The sequence below is a fragment of the Asaia sp. W19 genome (genome assembly GCF_003994335.1).
Taxonomy (GTDB): domain Bacteria; phylum Pseudomonadota; class Alphaproteobacteria; order Acetobacterales; family Acetobacteraceae; genus Asaia.
This window is the reverse complement of the sequence record NZ_PNQZ01000013.1, coordinates 399,805-421,129: the sequence shown is the minus strand read 5'-3', so window position 1 is coordinate 421,129 and position 21,325 is coordinate 399,805. Positions and strand designations below refer to the sequence as shown.

The following is a 21,325-nucleotide window of genomic DNA, read 5'->3' as shown; positions in this document are numbered from 1 at the left end:
GCAGATCACGGCCACATATTTTCTGGTGCGGATGACCTCAGCTCGACGGGTGGGGATCTGCCAGGAAGGAATGACGGTGCTCATGCGCTATCTGCACTCCTTAAAAGGCTGACGTCAGTCGTGGGAAGGGGGGCGCCTAATCACTCAGGCGTAATTCGGCTGACAGCGATCCAGAGCCTGCACCGCAACCTCGCCGAATTCGAGGTCACTCAAATTGATCGAGGCATGGAAAACCTTGCCGAAATTCTCATTGGTCCCCCAGGCGGAATGATGCGCACCGCTTCCACGGGAAGAACGCATTTCGACTTGATCCCCCTGATCTTCAGGCCAGCCTACAAAAATCAGTGCTGATTTCGACATGGCAGTCAGAATGTCCTTGAAGCCGAACTCCTGCTGGATACGTAACCAGAATTCATTAGATCTGGCACCCGATTCTGGCTTCATGGAGTCAAAAGGCTCGTCTGGAAGCGGTCGGGGCAAATGCGCCCCGAAATCCTCGCTGCTATATAGCGCCTTTTTGAGGTTTTCCCCGATCCATTCCGTCGTAACCTGTTTGCGGGGAATGAAGGTGGACCAGCCAGAGCGGGAGAAGTGACTTCCTCCCCAGCGTTCCATGCAGATCACGGCCACATACTTCCTGGTGCGGATGAGCTGAGCACGCCGGGTGGGGATCTGCCAGGAAGGAATGACGGTGCTCATGCGCTATCTGCACTCCTTAAAAGGCTGACGTCAGTCGTGGGAAGGGGCGCGCCTGATCACTCAGGCGTAATTCGGCTGACAGCGATCCAGAGCCTGCACCGCAACCTCGCCAAATTCGAGATCGCTCAAATTGATCGAGGCATGGAAAACCTTGCCGAAATTCTCATTGGTCCCCCAGGCGGAAAAGCCGCCACCACGACCACGCGTTGCGACGATCCGTACCTGGTCCCCCTGGTCTTCGGGCCAATCGATATAGATGCCGGCCGATTTGGACATGGCGGTCAGAATATCCTTGAAGCCCAATTCCTGCTGGATGCGCAGCCAGAATTCATGCGACTTCCGGTTTGACTCGTCCTTTGCTGGGCGAGAGAGGTCCTTCGGGATCGGCGTAGGCAAATGCGCTCCGAAATCCTCGCTGCTATATAGAGCCTCCTTGAGATTGGCCCCGATCCAATCTGTCGTGGCCTGTTTGCGGGGAATGAAGGTGGACCATCCAGATCGGGAGAAGTGCATGCCGCCCCAGGTTTCCAGACAGATCACGGCCACATATTTTTTGGTGCGGATGACCTGAGCATAGCGTGTGGGGATCTGCCAGGAGGGGATCACGGTGCTCATGCGCTATCTGCACTCCTTAAAAGGCTGACGTCAGTCGTGGGAAGGGGGGCGCCTGATCACTCAGGCGTAATTCGGCTGACAGCGATCCAGAGCCTGCACCGCAACCTCGCCAAATTCGAGATCGCTCAAATTGATCGAGGCATGGAAAACCTTGCCGAAATTCTCATTGGTCCCCCAGGCGGAATGATGCGCACCGCTCCCACGAGAAGCGACCATTTCAACCTGATCCTCTTTGTCCTCCGGCCACCTTACGAAGACCAAGGCCGATTTTGACATGGCAGTCAGGATATCCTTGAAACCAAACTCCTCCTGGATACGCAGCCAGAACTCATGAGACTTCTGGTTTGACTCGTTCTTTGCTGGGCGAGAGAGTTCACTCGGAATCGGCGTAGGCAAATGCGCACCGAAATCCTCGCTGCTATACAGCGCCTTTTTGAGATTGGCCCCGATCCATTCCGTCGTGACCTGTTTGCGAGGAATGAAGGTGGACCAGCCAGAGCGGGAGAAGTGACTTCCTCCCCAGCGTTCCATGCAGATCACGGCCACATATTTTCTGGTACGGATGACCTCAGCTCGACGGGTAGGAATCTGCCAAGAGGGAATGACGGTGCTCATGCGCTATCTGCACTCCGGAACAGGCTAATGTCGGTCAGGTCAGGATTGGCGACGATGCGAATTTGGGCAAGGGCAAGGGTCGTGACGATTACTTTATCGCGCCTTCCTCTTGTCTGAACCTGTGCCACTACCCGTCTCAAAAGGTCCGTTCGCAAATCACACTTGCAAGATACCCAGTGCCGCTGTGCTGCCCTTGTCGACAAGGCAAAGGAAAAGGGAGCGTGCCGAGGCACTATTGCCTGTTGCGTCGAAATGTCGTTGTGCCTCGGTAAAAGCCGCGACCCAGCTTGCCACGAGGACAGAGGCGCATAGCGAGAGCGCGGCATCAAGCGTCAGTCCGGGCTCTGACAAATCATCCTGCCGGGCTGATTTCTGCGTGGTGGCCTCCAGCGCGTGCGCAAGATCGCGCCTTATGTCGGCCGTGACCTCATCGCGTAGAGCGCGGGCACGTGATTTCAGGGTTTCGCTCGCCAGAAGCGTATCGATAAATCCCTGAGCCTGGGGCGCAAAGCGCAGGAACGGTGCGTCCTGCGCCACCAGATCATGGGCGAGAGCACGCAGCCGTTCCACTGGATGCAGGGGAGAGGGGGCGAGAATGGCGGCGCTCAATGTGTCGCGTATGACGGCTTCGCGATCGAAGAACAGATCCTCCTTGCGCGCGAAATGATTGAACACGGTCATACGCCCCACATCGGCGGCCTCGGCGATCGCATCGATCGTGACCTTGTCGAACCCGTGCTCGGCAAAAAGAGCGGTCGCGATGTCAGAGATACGCTGCCGCGTGGCAAGGCGTCTTTTCGTGTGCCGGTCGATCCTTGTTGACATGCGCATCCACTATCAGAAAACTATACCGAGTACAAATATGGATTCGGTCTATGAAACATACGGATGTCGTGATTGTCGGGGCCGGGCCAGTCGGGCTCCTGCTCGCTCTCGAACTCGAGCGGGCAGGAGCGTCGTGCGTGGTGCTGGAGGCCCGTGAGCAACAGGAAGAGGTGCAGAAAGCCCTTTCCGTGGGGCCGCTTGGGGCAGAGGCCCTGATGAGGCAGGGCATGGGGCCGGAACTCGATGCTCTGGAGGCACGCAGCCAGGCCTTGATGGCGCTCTTCCTCTCCGGATCTGGCGGCGGGTGGCGTCGGTCCGGCAAGGAGGGGCAGCGCTTTGCCGGCCATTTTGCGGGTATTCCTCTGCTCAGTCAGGAGCAGGACCATAAACGTCCGACACGCCTGATCGACCAGCGCCATCTTCAGAGCGCCCTGCAGGACGAGGTGGAAAGACGGGGGATCATGCTGCGCCGCCCGTGTAGGGTGACGGGAGTGGAGGAGGGGCAAGAGGCTCTCATCCTGACCTTCACGCGCGAGGATGGTCAGGATGAACGTATCGCCTGCCGCTATGCCGTCGGATGCGATGGCGCACGCAGCACGCTGCGCAAACTGGGGGGCTTTGCCTTTCCGGGTACGGACCCCACGCTCAGCTTTTATCAGGTCTTCGTGGCCTTCGATGAAGCGCATGCGGTCCGGCCCGCCGGGTGGCAGATGCAGCCGGGCGGTGTCATGGCCTATGGTCCGATACCGGAGCGGCTCTTCCTCGTCGATTACTTCGGTCCACCGCCAGAAGGGCAGACCATCCCGACCCAGATGCAGGTGGAAGCCGCAATCGAGCGCGTTTGCGGGCGTGCGATGAAGCTCTCGGCCTATCGAGGCGGGCGTTGCTGGACCGATCATACGAGGCTGGTCGACCAGTATCGGCAGGGCAGGATTTTCCTTGCCGGAGATGCCGCGCATATCCATCCGCCTTTCGGGGGACAGGGCCTTGGGCTGGGTCTGGTCGATGCCGCCAATCTGGGCTGGAAGCTGGGCGCCGTCCTTTCGGGGCGTATGCCCGAAACCCTGCTGGACAGTTATGAGCAAGAGCGCCGCCCGGTCGCGCGCGATGTGCTGGACAATACCCGGGCCCAGACAGCCCTTATGCGACCCGATCCCCAATCCCGTGCGCTTCATGCGCTTATGGCCGAGATACTGAGCCGCGATGAGCCCTGCGCGACACTCGGAGCCCGGATGAGGGGGTACACAATGCATTATGACACCATAGCGCATTCGGCGGATTGTCCCGCGCTTGGAACCCTGCCCGGTGATCAGGTCCTGCCCGATGGACGCTCGGTTTTCGGGTTGATGCAGCAGGGGGCGGGCGTTCTTCTGGTACCTGACCAGGCGAGACATGCCTTCCAGGGCCTGACGATACCGGAAGATCTCGTGCTGGCGTCGTGGCATGAGGCGTTCGTATCACTCCTGCGCCCCGATGGATGTCTCGTCTGGCAGGGGGCGCCTCGGGAACGCGCCTCCCTGAACACGGCGCTCGTCAGATGGTTCGGCGCCGGTCTGGACGCGTGAGCGGACGTTGACGCGGCGGCCATCTTGAGCTCGTTATGCCTGCGAACCGATATCTCAGGAGGCAGAATGCGCGCTCAGCATGGTAACAGGGGCCGGTCATCGTGGAGACGGGCTCTCCTTATCGGAGGGGGCTTCATGGTCTGCCCTGTTCTCGCGCCGAGTGTCGCATGGGCAGATGATATCGGTCAGATCGTGAGCGACTACGATCATTTCACATCAGCACTCGACCCGGTTTCCGCAGCCTCACGGGGCGATCTGGATGCGGCCGAGCGCTGGCCGGATGACAGCCCTGCCGCCGAAGCCGCTCGGTTCAGGCAGAGACAAAATTTCCGGAAACGCCTCGCTGCGCTCGACCCGAAATCGCTCAAGGGCGAAGACAGCCTGAATGCCCGGCTGATGACATGGGAAAACGATCTCGCCATCGAGGGCCAGAAATTCGATCCCTCGCGTATGCCTTTCACCAGTGATGAAGGGTTTTATCAGGAGGTGGGCTACGCAGCCGATAACACGCCCTTGCGTAGCGAGGCCGATGCACGACGCTGGCTCAGGCGCATGGAGCGTATTCCGGCCTATGACGCCCAGCAGATGGCCAATATGCGTCGCGGCATCGCCACTCGCTTCGTCCAGCCCAGATTGATTGCGGAAATTGCGTATCGCGCGGTCAAGGCGCAGGCAGATCTGCCTGAGCAGGACAATCCCGCCCTGCGCCCTTTCGACAGCTTGCCAGCCACAATGCCGGAGGCGCAGCGCCATGCCCTGCGTGACGAGGGCGCGCGCATCGTGCATGACAGGATCAAGCCGGCCGAGCGCGCACTGGCGGCGTTTTTCGAGCATGAGTACCTACCGGCCAGCCGCGACACGCTCGGCGCGTCGTCCCTGCCGGAGGGGCGCGCCTATTACTCATGGCTCGTGCGCAGCGAAACCACGACAACCCTGACACCCGACCAGATCTTTGCTCTGGGGCAGTCCGAAATCGCCCGTATCCATGGCGAGATGCAGCGCCAGATGACAGCGGTCGGGTTCAAGGGTGATTTCAAGGCGTTTGTCGCGCAGATCAAGGCTGATCCGCGCTTTTACGTCACCACGCGCCAGGCGCTGATGGAGAAGGCGAGTTTCCTTGCCAAGAAAATCGATGGCGTGCTGCCGCATCTGATCGGCAAACTGCCGCGCCTGACCTACGGGGTGCGCGAAGTGCCGCGCGCGATCGAGGAAGGCTATACGACCGGGCGTTACGATCCGGGCAGTCCGACGCTGGGTATCGCAGGTGGGCTGATGATCAATACCTCGCATCTGGATCAGAGGCCACTTTACGAACTGCCTTCGCTTGTGGCGCATGAGGGCGTGCCGGGCCATCATATCCAGATCGCTCTCGCGCAGGAAATGACCGACCTGCCGGGATTCCGGCGTGATTACGCCACCACGGCCTTCGTGGAAGGCTGGGCGCTCTATTCCGAACAGCTTGTCAGCGAGATCGGGCTTTATCCAACGCCCTATGAACGCTTTGGCCAGCTTTCAATGGAGATGTGGCGCGCCTGTCGTCTCGTGATGGATGCGGGGCTGCACTGGAAGAACTGGACGCGCGACCAGGCGCTTGCCTGCCTGCGCGACAATACGGCCCTGGCGGAAAAAAATATCCAGAACGAGACCAATCGCTACATCTCCTGGCCGGGTCAGGCCCTGGGCTACAAGATTGGCGAGATGACCATTCTCGATTTGCGCCATCAGGCCGAAAAGGCGCTCGGTGCCCGATTTGACGAACGGCGCTTTCATGATCTGGTCCTTGATGAAGGGGCCATGCCGCTGGCTCTGCTGCGCGAGCGTGTGGCGGAATGGATTGAGTCTGAAAAAACCCGCAAGGGATGAGTTCCAAGGGCCGGGAGGATACCCCTCCCGGCCCTCAGGAAAGGGTCAGCGCAAGCCGCCCGAGGCGATGAGCGTCTCACCCGTCAGCCAGCGCGCATCCTCGGAAGCCAGGAAGACCGCAAGCGGCCCGATATCCTCGACTTCGCCGGTGCGCCCAAGCGGGGTCTGGGCAATGATTGCCTGCTCCATTTCAGAGCCGATGACGCTCGCAGTATTGGTGCCCTCTGTCTTGATCAGACCCGGATTGATGGCATTCACCCTGATCTGGCGCGGACCGAGTTCGCGGGCCAGGGTACCGGTGATAGCGTCTATGGCTCCCTTGGTGCCGCTATAGACCGCTGTCTGTGCCGGGGTGATACGGGTGACGACAGAACTGATATTGATGATGGAGCTACCCGCCGAAAGATGCGGGCTGGCCGCCTGCGTCACCAGAAGCGTGCCGAGAACATTGATGTCGAAGATGCGGTGGAAATGCTCCTCGGTGATATCCTCGATGGCGGCAAATTCATATACGCCCGAGTTGTTCACGACGATGTCGAGACGCCCAAAACTCTCGATCGCCTTGTCGATGATGGCGCTGGCCCCTGTCTTCTTGGAGACATCGCCCTGAACCGCAACGGCCTTGCCGCCTTCTGCGGTAATGGCCGCAACCAGCTTTTCGGCACCATCCCGGCCAGAAGCATAATTGACCACGACAGCGGCGCCTGCTTTGGCCAGAGCCCGGGCGATTTCGGTGCCGATGCCCTTGGAGGCACCCGTGACGACCGCGACTTTTCCTGAAAGCTTGCTCATGATGATCCTGCCTGTTCGACAAACGCCTTCCGGTGCTCTGCGGCGCGGAAGGAAAGGGGTGTAAGAAAGAGGGGCTGGAGGACTTTATTTGTGGAGCGATGGCTCCAACATAACGCATATGAGAAGCCTGAAGCGGGTTTCAAGGATTTATGGAGCGATGACACCAAAAAAAGAATGCGCCCCGCGCCGCCCTCGTGGCCGCCCCCCTTCCTTCGATCGGGATATTGCCCTCAGTCAGGCCATGACGCTCTTCTGGGACAGAGGCTATGAAGGTACGAGTTTTGACGATCTGATCGGGGTGATGGGGATCAGCGCGTCCAGCTTCTACAACAGCTTCGCCAGCAAGGAAGCGCTGTATGTCGAGGCGATAGAAGCCTATGCACGGCGTGAGGGTGCGTGGTTCACTCAGGCGCTTGAGAGCGATGGTGGCGTTGCGTTGGCTTTCAGGACGATGCTCGACGCTGCCGCGCTTGCCTTCACGCGTTGCGATGCGCCCTCGGGCTGCATGATCGCGGTTGCTGCGACACAATGCTCGCCCGCTCAGTCGCGGCTGAGGCAGATGGTCATCGACCAGCGTCATGCTGCTGAGGCCCTGATGGAGGCGCGTCTGGCCCAGGCGGCAGCGACGGGAGAGCTGTCCGAAAACGTCGATTGCGCGGCACTCGCGGCCTATTTCAGCGCCGTCATCAACGGTATGGGGGTCCAGGCGCGCGATGGGGCAAGTCGGGACAGGCTGCTGCAGATCGGCGCTCTGGCGGTCTCTGTGCTAGGGGGTAATGCTCTATCAGGACAGTTATCGTCCTGATTTCGCTCTCGTATAGAGCTGTAACGAGAACGATATTATTTGAAAGAGAACAGGCGCATTCACGCGTTGAACTCTGACTGCTCGGGTTTTAAATAGCGAAACCAATCGTTAACAATGATCCTGCCGATCACAGGGGAGCGCATCCGGTGCTCTCTGTTCCGAACGCTCTGAAAAAAAGGTGACGACGCGGCCCATGTCCACTGACAGTTCTGCCCAAACGCCCGCAGCCGAGGCCCAGACCCCGCCCGTCGCCCAGGCTCAGCCTGCCCCCATGCCCAATCCCTATATCCTGCCGCCCGATCTGCCGACGAATGATGCGGGACAGGGTATTCACTTCGACTTCAACTGGGGCGCACGCGTCCTGCTGCCGAAATCGACGGAAGGGCGCTGGCGCGCCACGCTGACCGACCTCGATAACTCCACGATTATCTTCCAGGGCGAGTTGGAGGAGGGACATCTTTCCTCGACCAAGAAATTCTTCATTCGCTTTGCCGTGGATGTCGAGCGCATCGCGCCTGATGGCACTGAGACGAAGATCCTGCACCACGAATTCGATGCACGGGGAAAGATTGTTCTGGTTCAACTCCCGGTAGGCACGTTGGGGGATACGCTGGGCTGGTTCCCTTATGTGGCGCGGTTTGCCGCACAGAGCGGTGCACGCGTGATCTGCTGCCTGGCCAAGGTGTTCATTCCGCTTTTCGCTACCGAATATCCCGAGATCGAACTGACGACGAAAGAGGATTTCGAAAAGAGCCCGCTTCGTTCGCAAGTCTATGCGACCTATAATATCGGCCTGTTTTTCGATGACACCGACAACATCCACCAGCCCTGCGATTTTCGTTATGTCGGCCTGCATCGTACGGCTGGCTACATATTGGGTGTAGACCCGACAGAGGAAGCACCTCGTATTGCGATCGAGGATGATACGCGCCCGATCGAGGAGCCCTATGTGTGCATTGCCACCCAGGCCTCGGCGCAGTGCAAATACTGGAATAATCCGGGTGGGTGGCTCGGGGTCATCGAATTTCTGAAGAAACGCGGTTATCGCGTGATATGTATCGATCAGAAGCCCTTCAGCGGGACGGGTATCGTCTGGAACCATATCCCCAACGGTGCTGAGGACCAAACAGGCAATCGCCCTCTCGCCGAGCGTGCCCGGTGGCTGAAGCACGCCGATCTGTTCGTCGGGCTGAGTTCCGGTCTCTCCTGGCTGGCCTGGGCCACTCAGACAAAGACCGTCATGATCTCGGGCTTTACCCACCCCAATAATGAGTTTCACACCCCCTGGCGTGTCATCTCATGGCATTCCTGCAATTCCTGCTGGAACGACCCGCGGCACATGTTCAATCACAATGATTTCCTCTGGTGCCCGCGCCACGCCAATACGGATCGTCAATTCGAATGCTCGAGGCTCATCTCGACGGATGTGGTCACGAAGAGTATTGCCCAGGCACTGGACGCCTGAGGCCGCCCCCGAGGGGGCAACATGACGCTGCCCCTGTGGTCAGCACCTTGGCAAGCTACATGTCATGTCCCCGGTCGCGTCAGGCGCGACCGGGTTCTGCTTTCAGAGGTAGGAAGCAATCGGATCGTCGCGATGGTAGGCGATCATGTTCATTCCGACATTGATCATCTGATACTGCTCGAGGTCGATGAAGGCCTCAAGTGCTCCGAAATCGAGTTTGATATGCTCGATGAACAGGACAGGGCGATGGCGGGTAATCATCGTTCTGGCGCCGTGCAGGACGGCCATCTCCATTCCCTCCACATCGATCTTGAGCAGATCGAGCCTGCCGAGGGCGAGAGAGTCGATCGTACGCGTTTCGATCTCGACCATCGCAGCGTCGTCATACCGGATTTCCTGGCCAATGAATTCGCTTTCGGCGCGGGGCTGTAATTCCAGGCTGCCGAAGCTTCCGGGAAGGGTATAATCGGGCTGGGGTATTTTCATGCGCGTGACTGTATCGGCCATCGCGATATTGAGCGCGGTGGCGTTGAAGCAATTATTGAGCGCGATATTGCCGGCAAGCGCATAGAAGATCCGCTCCTGGGCCTCGACCGCCAATACCGAGCCCCAGCCAGTCATGTGTCTGGCCCATTCGAGCGTATGAACGCCTATATTCGCGCCGACATCGAGCGCCATGATGCCATCACCCCTCAACTGACGCAGGACGCTCAGGATACTCTTGAGGCACCGAACGTCATTGGGGTCATAGCATCCCTCCTCAAGCAGGCTGTAGCCGACCCCGTAGCTGAGGCTGGCGCTCTCATTCCGATTGAAGTCGAGCCTGTTGACGATCATGGTTCCATGATCGGCATTTGCAAGGATGAAGGCGGTTTTACGTGAGGTCATGGGGGGCGGGCTCCGCATTGGTGAGTCACGTTATACGGGGTGTTCCTGCCTCTCTGTCCGTTCCGACACATCTTGTCATGCCTGCGGAGCCGTTTTGGGGCGGGATGGCCGCCGCGACTCCCGAGGCAGGGGCGCCTTGCCCGGAAGGTGCGCCAACCTGCCAAGGCTCAATTCTCGAAGCAGTAAGAAAGCTTTCACTTTATCGAATTATGTCGTCGCCTGGTTCAGGGTTGTGCGGAGCGCCCACATAGTTTGAATTTTCGAAACAATTACCGTGTTAAATCAATCCCTTTATTTGACTACGTTTCAGAAGTACAAAATGGACGGTTTGAAATCGTCTGAAATCTTAAAAAATCGTGATTTGAGTCAATGTAAAGAAACGGACAGACCGGATTATTACTAAAATAAATCCGGAGAAGATTCCATGGTTGCTGTGGTTTCGAGCGGGGTCACGTCAAACGTGGTCGGTACCGTTCTTGAAGATGTTCTGGTTCTGGGCACGGTACGCGTGACGAGTGCCGGAACCATTGCTGGCGGTGAGGTGACATCGCGCGGATATATTGCGCTTTCTTCGGGCATTGCCTCCGATTTGACTTTGTCGCGTCTCGGTCAGCTCGATGTGGCTATCTCAGGGGGCGCCAGTATAGCGCAAAACAATACTGTCCTCTCAGGCGGTATCATCACGGTCTGGAAGAATGGATCGTCAGTCTCCAACGTCATCTCCTCCGGAGGGAGCCTTTATCTGGGCAGACGTGGGTCAACCATCCAGGGTGGGGTTTCGCTGGATGATACCGTACGGGCCGGCGGGACGATGTCCGTTGCGAATCAGGGGAGCGCCACACGCACCAATATCAGCGCGGGCGGCAAGGTTATTGTCGATTATCAGGGGGTCAGCACCAGCGCTGCCATTTTACAGGGCGGAACCGCGCTCGTTTCTTCCGGGGGAACAGCATATGACACGCTTGTTCGCTCCGGTGGAATTTTGTCCAATTACGGCGTCATCTCCGCGGGCAACGATACGCTGCGGGGAATCACGAGCGGCACGCAGGTTTTCGCGGGCGGAACCGCGATTATCGGCAGTGGCGGCATAGGCTATAATGAGGTCGCAGAGGACGGCGGCTCTATCATCGTCGGCGCTTACGGCTCTGCCTTTGTCTCAGGCATCGAAACCGGCAATTACCTCGTGACGTCCCAGGGCAGGGTCTGGGTTCAGGACCATGCCGTGTTCTCGAATGCGACCGTTCAGACCTATGGCGTCGTGACGGTGGCAGGAGAGGGCGCCGCCGTGATCGGGGCCGATGTGTCGGGGGTGTTCGGCACGATTGAGGTCAGTTCCGGAGGCGTGGTGAGCGACGCGCATCTCCGTGCCTCAGGTACGATCCTGGCCTCTGTGGGGGGGAGTTCGGTTTCCGCCGTCGTCTCCTCCGGGGGGCGCGTCTCTGCGGTATCAGGGGGTGTTTCCATCAACGATACCATGCTCAGCGGCGGTACGCTGACGGTACGCAATGGGGGCACCGGTGTCATGCCTGCCGTTTCTGCGGGTGGTCGTGCCATCGTCGATACATCGGGTGTCGTGACGAGCGCAGCGGTGCGCGATGGCGGGACGGCCATCGTCGGCTCTGGCGGGACCATGCTGACGGCGGTGGTCAGCAATGGGGGTGTGCTGATCAATTCGGGTCGCGCGGGACTGTCGGCAGGCGCTGTCGACTCACGCGGCATTACCAGTGGGACGCTCGTGCTTTCGGGCGGGTCGGCTCTGATCAATAGCGGCGGCCTCAGCTATAACGATACCGCGGAGGATGGCGGTGTTGTCAGCGTCAATTCCAATGGATCGGCTTATATCTCCAATTTCGATGCGACCAATTATGCCGTGACATCGCAGGGACGCGTCTATGTGGGAGAAAACGCTTCCCTGACTGGTGTCGAGATCACCACATATGGTGTGGTCAATGCCTCCGGGGCCAATGCCGTTGTTTCCGACGCGCATGTGACCGGGGTGTTTGGTATGATCTCGGCCCAGGCGGGTGCTGTTGTGAGCCAGGCCGAAATCGGCAATAGCGGGTCGGTACTGCTTGATAGCGGGGGAACGTCTATCTCGAGCGTGATCACCTCGGGCGGGACGATCTGGGCCGGACGACGCAACACATCCGTTGCCAGCGGCTTGTCCCTCAATGACACAGTGATGAGCGGCGGGCGTCTGATCGTTGAGAATTATGGCTCTGCGTTCAAGCCGATTATTGCGAATGGCGGCGTGCTCTCCGCGACCACGACGGGTGTAGTGACCAGCGCTCTCGTTCAGGGCGGTGGCCTCATGTATGTGGGGAGCTCCAACAACACCTCTGATCCCGCGCATAGTTTCAATACCTACATCGCGAGTGGCGGTACGGAGATCATCGGTGTCGGCGCCGTGGAAAACGGCGCGACGATCGGAAGCGGCGGCACCGTCGTCATCAATGATGCCGGGGGGCTCGTCAGCGGGCGTCTCGAGGAACACGGCACCATCGATTTCAACTATCTGAGCGGTACCATCACCTCGGCCAATCTGACATCGGATGGTCTGCTGACTGTGCGCGCCAGCAATGGGCGCACCGCGAGTATCCAGCTGGCCGGCACTTATACGCATAACGAATTTGCGTTCACAGGAGACACGCTCACGCTCCTCTGCTTTCTGGCAGGGACTGCCATCAGGACGCCCCACGGCGAAAAATCGGTCGAGGATCTGCAGATCGGCGATCATGTCTGCGTCTGGGACTGGAAGAATGGCGTGGAGCGGACGAGCCGCCTGCGCTGGGTTGGCAGGCAACGTGTCGAGATCGACCCCACGCTCTCCGATGATCAGGCGGGTTATCCTGTCTGTATCCGGGCAGATGCCGTGGCACCGGGTATTCCAGCGCGTGATCTGTATGTGACGCCAGAGCATTGCCTGTTTTTCGATGGGGTGTTCATACCGGCGCGCATGCTCGTGAATGGCCGCAGTATCTATTACGACAAGACCAGGGCCGATCACTTCGTCTATCACGTCGAGACGCAGGAGCACTCCGTGCTCTGGGCGGAAGCCATGCTGACAGAGAGCTATCTGGATACGGGAAACCGACGGAATTTCCATCAGCACGGTTCGGTTGTGCAGTTCGGCGCCGATCACGCCCATGACTGGGCACATGATGCGGCAGCTCCCCTCGATAGCACGCGGGCGCGGGTCGAGCCTGTCTACCAACGTCTCCTGGAGCGGGCCGGGGTGACCGCCGAGTCCCCTGAAACGACATTCGATACGGCCATGGAACTGGTGGCGACGGATGGGCGCGTATTTCCGCCGCTGCGGATCAGCGGAGACAAGCATGTGTTCATGCTTGAGGGCGATGTGCGTCACCTGACGCTGCGCTCCAATGCCAGCCGCCCCTGCGATGCTATCGGCCCGTTTGTGGATGATCGACGCAAATTGGGAGTTCTGGTCGGGCGGATTACCATTTTCAGCAACGCGCAGATGCGCGAGGTCGAGAAACATATCACGAGCGAGACGCTGGAAGGCTGGCTCTGCCGCGATGGGCATCATTGCCGCTGGACGAACGGCGAAGCCCGTCTGCCGCTTACGCTTCATGCCGATGAAGGGCCGCATCTGATCGCGATAGAAATTGTTGCCGGGGGGCCGTATCTGATGGAGCAGCCTGAACGGGTGGCTCCGTATCTCAGTGAAGAGAAGATGCGGCTGCTGGTTTGATCGGTGGGTTGCGTTCAACCGGTATTCAGGTCGAGGCCCCTTCGAGTGGGAGATACAGATCGACCACGGCGCGGGTCTCCGGCACCTGAGGATAAAAGGCGACACGCTGGCAGAAGAGGGGAAAGTCTCGCAGGCGCTCGCCACTTGTGGGCAACCAGTCGCGATAGAGGAAGAGGGCAGCATCCTCTATCGTGTCTGCGCGTCCGACCAGGCGCAGCATGGCGCATCGCCCCGCGGGCAAAGTGCGGAGCGTCACGGCGTCTCCTTGCGCCGGAAGCGCGCGCAATACCCCGGCCGCCAGCCCGATCCGCAGGGATTCGGGCGGGGTCTCAGCCGGGTCGTCGAAGAAAATAGTGTAGGTGGCAGCCCTGTCAGGGGACAGGCCATTGCGTTTCCTCCAGGAAATGAAGTGCTGGACCGTTTCGCTGACCCGCTCGGCAGGACCTTGATGCATCATCAGAGCGATGGGTGTGGCGGGAAAGAAGCGTATGGTGACATCGCGAGGCTCGAAACGCCGACGCTGATACCGGTTCTCCGCAATCGTCAGCTCTGCCAGGGGCTTGCGCCATACGCGCCAGTCCTGCTGGCGACGGAAACGTGACGGTGTGATGCCGAAACAGCGTCTAAATGCCCGCGCGAACCCATCCGGAGTTTCGAACCCGCATTCGAGGGCAATGCGCGTAATGGGGTGCGTGCCATGGGCGAGGTGGAAAGCAGCGTGCTTGAGCCGCGTCAGCTGGGTAAAGCGATGCAGGCTCATCCCGAACAGCGTGCGAAAGCGCCGATGAAAATGACTGGGCGACAAAGCCGCGATACGACTCAGCGTGGCTAGATCGAGCCGCTCGCCGGGAAAACTACTGATATGGTCTCTGGCGCGTTTGAAACGCGCCTCAGTCATGTGGCGATGTCGTGTCACCCGCGATTCCTTCGGCTCAGGTGTTCTCGTCGGGCCCCCGTCGCCACTCATTCTGACGTGAAAACCCGCTACCCTCCCACCCTACCGGCACTGAAGCCCTCTGCCCGACCGATCTTGCGCTTTTTGAAAGCTGTAGTAGAGGCCAGAATCGGGATAGGGGGCGTGTAACGAGGACAAGGCCCGAAGGGAGGGGAAGCCCGGGTCGCGTACAGCCCGTGTGGGTATTTTTCCGCACCTCTGGCTGGAGGCCTGAATCGCGGGGGGTCAGGCGGTTTGCAAGGCCGCCAGCCTGATTTTGACATCGCGCCACAGCGCTTCCTGTGCGGCGAGATCGAGATCGGCAAGAGTGCTGCCCGTCTCTGCAAGAACGGCTTCCATAGTCTCGATCCGCCGGGTGAATTTCGCGTTGCCGTGCCGCAGGCAGGCTTCAGGATCGAGGCCAAGCTTGCGCGCCAGGGAGGCAACGGTGAAAAGTACGTCACCGACCTCATCCTCGAGCCGTGTCTTGTCACCGCCGGGAAGTTCGGCACGCACCTCGTCGAGTTCCTCTGCAATTTTCGCCAGAACCTGCTCGGGCGTGTCCCAGTCGAACCCGACACGGGCTGCGCGCTTGCCGAGTTTCTCGGCCCGGATCAGGGCGGGCAGTGCAGGAGCGATCCCTGCCAGAATGCCGTGTTCGGCTTTCGCCGCGCGCTCGGCCTGTTTGCTGCGCTCCCACAGATCTGCATCGCGCTGCGCGTCACCGAAGACGTGGGGGTGACGGCGGATCATCTTGTCGCCGATCAGGCGGGCAACCTCGCCGAAATCGAAGCGCCCGGCCTCTTCCGCGATACGGGCCTGATAGACGACCTGAAGCAACAGATCCCCCAGTTCGTCAGGAAGCGACACCCAGTCCTTGCGCGCGATTGCGTCCATGACCTCATAGGCCTCTTCGATAGCGAAAGGGGCGATGGTTTCATGGGTCTGCACGCGGTCCCAGGCGCAGCCCGTTTGCGGGTCACGCAGGCGGGTCATGATCGCGATCAGGCGTTCAAGCTGCTTCGCCGCATGATGCGCCGTTTCCGAGCCGACCGATCGGGGGCCGATCGCAGCATGATCGGCAGGGTCAGTCATGGGCGGAATGGAAGAGGTCAAGGCGTGCTCCGGTCCGATGATCAGGCGTTGCGGAGTATAGGCAGCGCTGCGCTCAGTTTCCATCGTCGCGGGTGCGGGGTTTCTGAAACCCGAGAACGACCTGATCCGTCTGGCCACGGATCGACTTGTCGAAAACCGGCAGGGTATGGGTATCCTGAGAGTTGCGCAGAATCGGGCTGTTGATCACGAGCGTGAATCCGGCGGCCTCAACCTGCTGGATGATCAGGGCGGGATCGATGCGATGCAGGCTGGTCGGGGCAATTGTGCCGCTCCCCGCCTGGGCGACATGGTCGATGACCATATAGTAGCCACCCGGTTTGAGTGCCTGGAAAATGGCGCGGTCCATGCGTTGCGCGGTTTCTGGTCCCATGGCGCCATAGACGTCGTGATAATTCTGCGCGGTCCAGACCAGATCCAGCGGCTGCGAGACATGGAAGTCGACTACGGGCGTGATGACCACCGAAACATTCGAGAAATCCGGGCTTGCTGCGATGGCCTGCGCTGTCTGGGGCAGTTGCGGGTGACGTGCGGCCATCTCGGCGGGGATCACGGCATAGACATGGCCGGCGCTACCCAGTTTCAGGCTCAAAAGCCGTGTGAAATAACCGCTTCCAGGCATGAGATCAGCCACCCTGGCGTCTTTCGGCAGTGGGATGAGCGCGAGAAGATCGAGCGGCTTGCGCAGCGCATCCCGGGCCTGGTCGCCAACCGGGCGGGCAGGCGATGCCAGAAGCGCCGGGCCGGAGAGGGCAGGCCGAACCGCCGTCTGGGTCGTGGGTGCCTGGGGTGCTCCCGGCTGGGTCGCTCCTGGCTGGGCCGCCACGGCTCGATGGCCTTGCAGGGCTGCAAACCCGGTCAGGAGGAGGGCAAGGGAGACGCTTGGCTTCATACCGATCATCCTGACAGGAGTTGGAAGAAAACTCTGGCTTATCTGTTCCTGCGGCACAAGAGATACAGCCCCATGATCAGGCCCACGCTGACGAGGCTCGCCAGGATGGTCTGGCGCTGGGAAGACTGCACGAGCATTGCGAGCACGACCAGACCGATCGCGCCGATGGCGCCGATATTCAGTGCCGTGCCGAAAGGCAGGGTGAAAGCTCTGTTTTGAGGGTCCTGCAGGCGGATGATCCTGTGGGACGAGACGATCAATCCGTAGATCAGCAGCATGACCGCTCCTGTCGCACCGAGCAGGAAGGCGAAGATCAGCTTGGGCGAGAGGATCGAGCAGAAGGCCACGACCAGTCCGATCGCGCTGGAGAAGGTGACGGCGCGTTGCGGCACCTGGGTGCGTGACAGAGCGGCAAACCAGCGCGGCGCATCCTTGAGTTCGGCGAGGCCGCGTAGGGTGCGCGAGGTGATGTAGATGCTGGAATTGAGGCAGGACAGGATGGCCGTGAACACAACGACCTGCATCAGCGTCGCTGCTCCGGGCACGCCAATATGGCGCATCACGGTCACGAAGGGCGAGTAGCCCGGCTCGATGGCGGTCCAGGGTACGAGCGTGAGGATCAGAATGACCGACAGCACATAGAAGAGCGTGACGCGGATACCGATCGTACGGGTCACACGCGCCAGATTTTCCTCGGCATTTTCCGATTCGGCCGCGGCGACAGTCGCTGATTCAGAGCCGATCATCGAGAAAAGCACGGTTGGGACCGTTGCCAGAATTGCACCCCAGCCATGCGGAAAAAAGCCGTCATGGCTGAAGACGTTATGCGCGATCCGGGGGTGCGGGCCGATGAAATGGCTCAGGCTGAGCAGGCCAAGGGCGCAGAATGCGATGATGGTGGCGACCTTGATGAGGGAAAGCCAGAATTCGCATTCGCCGAAAACACGCACCGAAACGAGATTGATCAGATTGACCGCCACGATCAGTGCCGGGGCCAGAACCCAGACGGGTAAACCGACCCAGTCCTGCATTGCGATGGCGCCACCAATAGCCTCGGCGCCGATGGTGACGACCCAGAAAAGCCAGTAAAGCCAGCCCGAAAGGAACCCCGCCCAGGGGCCATGCGCTGTCCGGATGCAGTCGATGAAGGTGCCGATGCCCGGTCGGGCAAGCAGCATTTCGCCCAACATGCGAATGACAATGACGACGAGAAGTCCGGTGCCGATATAGGTCAGAAGAATTGCCGGGCCCGCTGCGGCGATCGCGGCAGAACTGCCTATGAACAGACCGGCACCAATGACACCGCCAAGGGCGATCATGGCAATATGCCGGTCCTTGAGCTTGCCGCCATGGAGCAGCGGGGGCTCGCCTTCAAGGGAAAAAACCTGTTCTGAGTGTCGATCTTTATCCATCATGCATTGGACAAAGCCATGTAAATGCTTACTTCGTCCAGACAGAATATTTTAGTGAAGGAATGAATTGATGACACGGGTGTTCATAGACGGCGAAGCAGGAACGACGGGTTTGGGCATCCGTGAACGCCTGCGCGCCCTCCCCGTCGAGATTCTATCCATCGACCCGGCTCGTCGGAAAGAACCTGAGGCTCGCCTCGATTTGATGAAGCAGGCGGATCTGGTGGTGCTGTGTCTGCCCGATGACGCAGCGAGAGAGACTGTTTCCCTGGCCGCGGGACTCGACCATCTGCGGTTGCTCGACGCCAGCACGGCGCATCGCGTGGCTGACGACTGGGAGTACGGCTTCCCCGAGCTCGATTCAGCCCAGAGCGAGCGTATCAGAACGGCGCGCTTCGTTTCCAACCCGGGCTGCTATCCAACCGGGGCCATCGCCCTCCTGCGCCCGCTGATCGATGCCGGACTGCTTGCAGCCGATCATGCGGTCACGATCAATGCCGTCAGCGGCTATAGCGGCGGGGGGCGCAGCGAAATCGAGGCCCACGAGCAGGCGGGTGGCCCTGCCTTTGAGCTTTATGGTCTTGGTCTCGAGCACAAGCACGTCCCCGAGATCATGCATTATACCGGCCTGACCAGACGTCCTATCTTCGTGCCATCCATCGGGCATTTCGCCCAGGGCATGATTGTTTCCATACCGCTGCATCTGGATGATCTGCCTGGGACCATAAGTGTGGCTGATATCGAATCCTGCCTTGCAGCGCATTATCAGGAATCGTCTTCCGTAAGGATGGCGTCTGCCGATCTGCCCCGTCTGGACGCGGCCGGGCTTGCCGGTCGAGACGATATGGAGTTGCGGGTGCACGGTAATGAAGCCCGGCGCCACGTGCTCTTGACGGCGCGTCTGGATAATCTCGGCAAGGGGGCATCGGGCGCTGCGCTGCAGAACATCCGCCTCATGTGCGGCGTCTAGAGCCGGGAAAGCGGCAACGGGTGCCGGAACGGAGGGCATTCTTAGCGTTTGATCATTCTTTGGTTGCTAACCTTCATGATGCCATCCCTTGTGTCGGCTGCGGCACCGACGGGGAAAAGGGGCGCGGCGTCATAGAAAGGAAGGAGCGAGAGCGTATCATGCCAAGCCTTCCTGGCCGTATTCTGGATACCCTTCCCCTGCTCGTCTGCCATGTCGAGCCGGATGGCCGGGTATCCTATCTCAATCATTGCTGGAGAAGCTTCTCCGGTCTGTGCGAGACGGCGGGCACCCTGTCCTGGACCGATCTGATCGGAGAGGGCGAGGGCCAGTTGCCCTGCCGGTGTCCCGAACCCATGGCGTATTGCCTGCATGAAGCCGTTTCCCTGCATCACCCAGGGCGTGGAGATATACGCGCCCGATTGCACTGGCAGAAAATGGATCCGGCGACAGGGGGATGGCTCCTCTATTGCAGTCCTGAAACCGACATGCAGGCCGGTTCGCGCAAGGATCATACGCTGGGCGTGCTGGCAAAGCGTCCGGACGGCGAAGAACCCGGTCTGATGCGGGCGGCCAGTTCGCTGACCGAGCCAGGCCGGAGTGAGGCTGAAGCCAGACTGCAGCAAACCGCATCGTTTCTGCGTGAGCCCGCGGACCACCCCGCCGGTCTTGCTTCGGAGCCGGAGAATGGACGAGACGACGGACAGGCTCATGATGCCCTGACCGGCCTGCCGGACCGGGCCGCGTTCGACAGGCAGGCGGCGCTTCTTCTTTTCGAGAAGGGGGCGCTCGACGAGCGCGTCGGGTTGCTCCTGCTCGATATCGACTATCTCGGTGACATCAACACGCTCTATGGGCGTGAGACAGGCGATCGTATCCTGTGCATTGTCGCCGAATGCCTGTCGGATATCGTGGCAGGGAGGGGGATCGTGGCCCGTAGCGGCGATGATGAATTCGCCGCTCTGCTCACGGGGATCGGGCGGGATGAAAATCTGGCCGATCTGGCCCAGGCTCTTCTGGCCGCCACGGATCATCCCGTTGCAATCGGCGCGCAGCAGATCACCTTCGGTCTGAGTATTGGTGCCGCGCTGTTCCCGCGCGACGGGCGCGTACTCTCTCGCCTGTATCAGGGAGCCCAGATTGCCATGGGGGATGTGAAGGCCCATGGTCGCGGTGGCTTCAGGCTTTTTGATCCGACGACCATGAAGCCCGAAGGCGGTGTCAGCGCTCAGGCCAATGTGGTCCGGCAGATGTTGAGCGACGATCTCGTCTATCCGGCCTATCAGGCGAAGGTCAGGCTGACCGATGGGCAGTTGATGGGTGCCGAAGCGCTGATGCGCTGGCGTGGCCGGGGTGACCTGCATTGCGGCCCGGACTCCTTTCCAGAGATCTTCCGTAATTACGATCTCGCCTCACGTGTCTCCGCGCGCGTGCAGGAGCGTGTTTTCGAGGATATCGCACTGTGGCGCCGTACAGGGCTGATGCCGCCGCCGATTTCGATCAATGTCGCTCCGGTCGAGTTCATGCAGGACGATTACGCCGAAAAGCTGCTCGCGCGGCTCGAGCGCTTCGGCCTGTCTGCACGAATGATCGAGCTCGAACTGACGGAGCATGTGCTCTACCAGAACAGCGAGCACTATATTCACCGCGCTTTGGCCCAGCTTCAGCGCGCGGGGATCAGGATCATTCTCGATGATTTCGGGACGGGATATTCTTCGCTCGGCTTCCTGCGCGATTTTCCGGTATCCTGCATCAAGATCGATCGCAGTTTCATCAGGCGTATCTGCGCAGAGCCCTCGATGGAGGTCATCGTCGAGGCGATCATCCGGTTCGGGGAGGCCATCTCTGTCGATGTTGTGGCTGAAGGGATCGAGACTGACGATCAACTCGCCTTGCTGCGTCGAATCAACTGCCCCACGGGACAGGGGTATCATTTCTCTACCCCGATCGATTCCACGGCGTTTGCCCGGCTTCTGACGGGGAGCCGTCGCTTCCCGGTCTGAAACGCTCCCCGGCGCGTATCAATTGCCTTTTCGATCGAACCCCGCTAACAATCCGGCCATCAGGCGAGAGTGACGGAACGGTAGACGTAGTCGGCTCAAAATCGACCGCCGCAAGGCATGGGGGTTCGAATCCCCCCTCTCGTACCAGATTTTTCAC

General features: G+C 60.0%; 17 protein-coding genes and 1 tRNA gene. 8 read left to right on the top strand and 10 right to left on the bottom strand.

The window, feature by feature from the left end; genetic code table 11:
- Positions 1-144: 144 nt before the first annotated feature.
- From C0V97_RS03505 to C0V97_RS03490, 4 genes are all read right to left on the bottom strand, one after another.
- Positions 145-699, bottom strand: a complete 555-nt coding sequence (locus C0V97_RS03505; RefSeq protein ID WP_127100697.1) for a hypothetical protein — start codon at positions 697-699, stop codon at positions 145-147.
- A 60-nt stretch (positions 700-759) separates the two neighbouring features.
- Positions 760-1,314: a hypothetical protein gene (locus C0V97_RS03500; RefSeq protein WP_127100695.1), complete on the bottom strand. Its 555-nt coding sequence runs from the start codon at positions 1,312-1,314 to the stop codon at positions 760-762.
- Positions 1,315-1,374: 60 nt separating this feature from the next.
- Complete coding sequence (locus C0V97_RS03495; RefSeq protein WP_127100693.1) at positions 1,375-1,929, bottom strand: hypothetical protein; 555 nt, start codon at positions 1,927-1,929, stop codon at positions 1,375-1,377.
- A gap of 156 nt (positions 1,930-2,085) precedes the next feature.
- A complete protein-coding gene (locus C0V97_RS03490) occupies positions 2,086-2,754 on the bottom strand; it encodes a TetR/AcrR family transcriptional regulator (protein WP_127100691.1) in 669 nt (222 codons plus the stop codon).
- Between the two features lie 50 nt (positions 2,755-2,804).
- Between C0V97_RS03490 and C0V97_RS03485 the strand changes: the two genes are divergently transcribed.
- Positions 2,805-4,319: an FAD-dependent monooxygenase gene (locus C0V97_RS03485; RefSeq protein ID WP_127100689.1), complete on the top strand. Its 1,515-nt coding sequence runs from the start codon at positions 2,805-2,807 to the stop codon at positions 4,317-4,319.
- Between the two features lie 135 nt (positions 4,320-4,454).
- Entirely contained in the window at positions 4,455-6,182 is a 1,728-nt protein-coding gene (locus C0V97_RS03480; protein ID WP_127100687.1) for a DUF885 family protein, read from the top strand.
- 45 nt (positions 6,183-6,227) lie between these two features.
- On the opposite strand, the gene C0V97_RS03475 is transcribed toward C0V97_RS03480, so the two are convergent.
- Positions 6,228-6,974: a glucose 1-dehydrogenase gene (locus C0V97_RS03475; RefSeq protein ID WP_127100685.1), complete on the bottom strand. Its 747-nt coding sequence runs from the start codon at positions 6,972-6,974 to the stop codon at positions 6,228-6,230.
- A gap of 157 nt (positions 6,975-7,131) precedes the next feature.
- On the opposite strand from C0V97_RS03475, the gene C0V97_RS03470 reads away from it, so the two are divergent.
- Positions 7,132-7,779, top strand: coding sequence for a TetR/AcrR family transcriptional regulator (locus C0V97_RS03470; protein WP_233581940.1), 648 nt, complete (start codon positions 7,132-7,134; stop codon positions 7,777-7,779).
- Positions 7,780-7,972: 193 nt separating this feature from the next.
- Positions 7,973-9,244, top strand: coding sequence for an autotransporter strand-loop-strand O-heptosyltransferase (locus C0V97_RS03465; protein ID WP_127100683.1), 1,272 nt, complete (start codon positions 7,973-7,975; stop codon positions 9,242-9,244).
- A 102-nt stretch (positions 9,245-9,346) separates the two neighbouring features.
- On the opposite strand, the gene C0V97_RS03460 is transcribed toward C0V97_RS03465, so the two are convergent.
- A complete protein-coding gene (locus tag C0V97_RS03460) occupies positions 9,347-10,132 on the bottom strand; it encodes an FkbM family methyltransferase (protein WP_127100681.1) in 786 nt (261 codons plus the stop codon).
- Between the two features lie 424 nt (positions 10,133-10,556).
- On the opposite strand from C0V97_RS03460, the gene C0V97_RS03455 reads away from it, so the two are divergent.
- Positions 10,557-13,847 carry a Hint domain-containing protein gene (locus C0V97_RS03455; protein WP_127100679.1) on the top strand — a complete coding sequence of 1,097 codons (3,291 nt, stop codon included), beginning with the start codon at positions 10,557-10,559 and terminating at the stop codon, positions 13,845-13,847.
- Between the two features lie 25 nt (positions 13,848-13,872).
- Here C0V97_RS03455 and C0V97_RS03450 read toward each other — a convergent pair whose 3' ends face one another.
- The 4 genes from C0V97_RS03450 to C0V97_RS03435 form a co-directional block, all read right to left on the bottom strand.
- Positions 13,873-14,763, bottom strand: a complete 891-nt coding sequence (locus C0V97_RS03450; protein ID WP_233581939.1) for a GyrI-like domain-containing protein — start codon at positions 14,761-14,763, stop codon at positions 13,873-13,875.
- 264 nt (positions 14,764-15,027) lie between these two features.
- On the bottom strand, positions 15,028-15,897 hold the full coding sequence (mazG, locus tag C0V97_RS03445) for a nucleoside triphosphate pyrophosphohydrolase (protein WP_255424147.1): 870 nt from the start codon (positions 15,895-15,897) through the stop codon (positions 15,028-15,030).
- A gap of 52 nt (positions 15,898-15,949) precedes the next feature.
- On the bottom strand, positions 15,950-16,786 hold the full coding sequence (locus C0V97_RS03440) for a class I SAM-dependent methyltransferase (RefSeq protein ID WP_127100677.1): 837 nt from the start codon (positions 16,784-16,786) through the stop codon (positions 15,950-15,952).
- Between the two features lie 38 nt (positions 16,787-16,824).
- Positions 16,825-18,201: an amino acid permease gene (locus C0V97_RS03435; RefSeq protein ID WP_233581938.1), complete on the bottom strand. Its 1,377-nt coding sequence runs from the start codon at positions 18,199-18,201 to the stop codon at positions 16,825-16,827.
- Positions 18,202-18,268: 67 nt separating this feature from the next.
- On the opposite strand from C0V97_RS03435, the gene argC reads away from it, so the two are divergent.
- The 3 genes from argC to C0V97_RS03420 all read left to right on the top strand — a co-directional run bounded on the left by argC (position 18,269) and on the right by C0V97_RS03420 (position 21,315).
- A complete protein-coding gene (gene argC, locus C0V97_RS03430) occupies positions 18,269-19,168 on the top strand; it encodes an N-acetyl-gamma-glutamyl-phosphate reductase (RefSeq protein ID WP_127100675.1) in 900 nt (299 codons plus the stop codon).
- Positions 19,169-19,326: 158 nt separating this feature from the next.
- Positions 19,327-21,168, top strand: coding sequence for a bifunctional diguanylate cyclase/phosphodiesterase (locus C0V97_RS03425; protein ID WP_127100673.1), 1,842 nt, complete (start codon positions 19,327-19,329; stop codon positions 21,166-21,168).
- A 63-nt stretch (positions 21,169-21,231) separates the two neighbouring features.
- Positions 21,232-21,315: transfer RNA gene (locus C0V97_RS03420), tRNA-Leu, on the top strand.
- Positions 21,316-21,325: the final 10 nt, after the last annotated feature.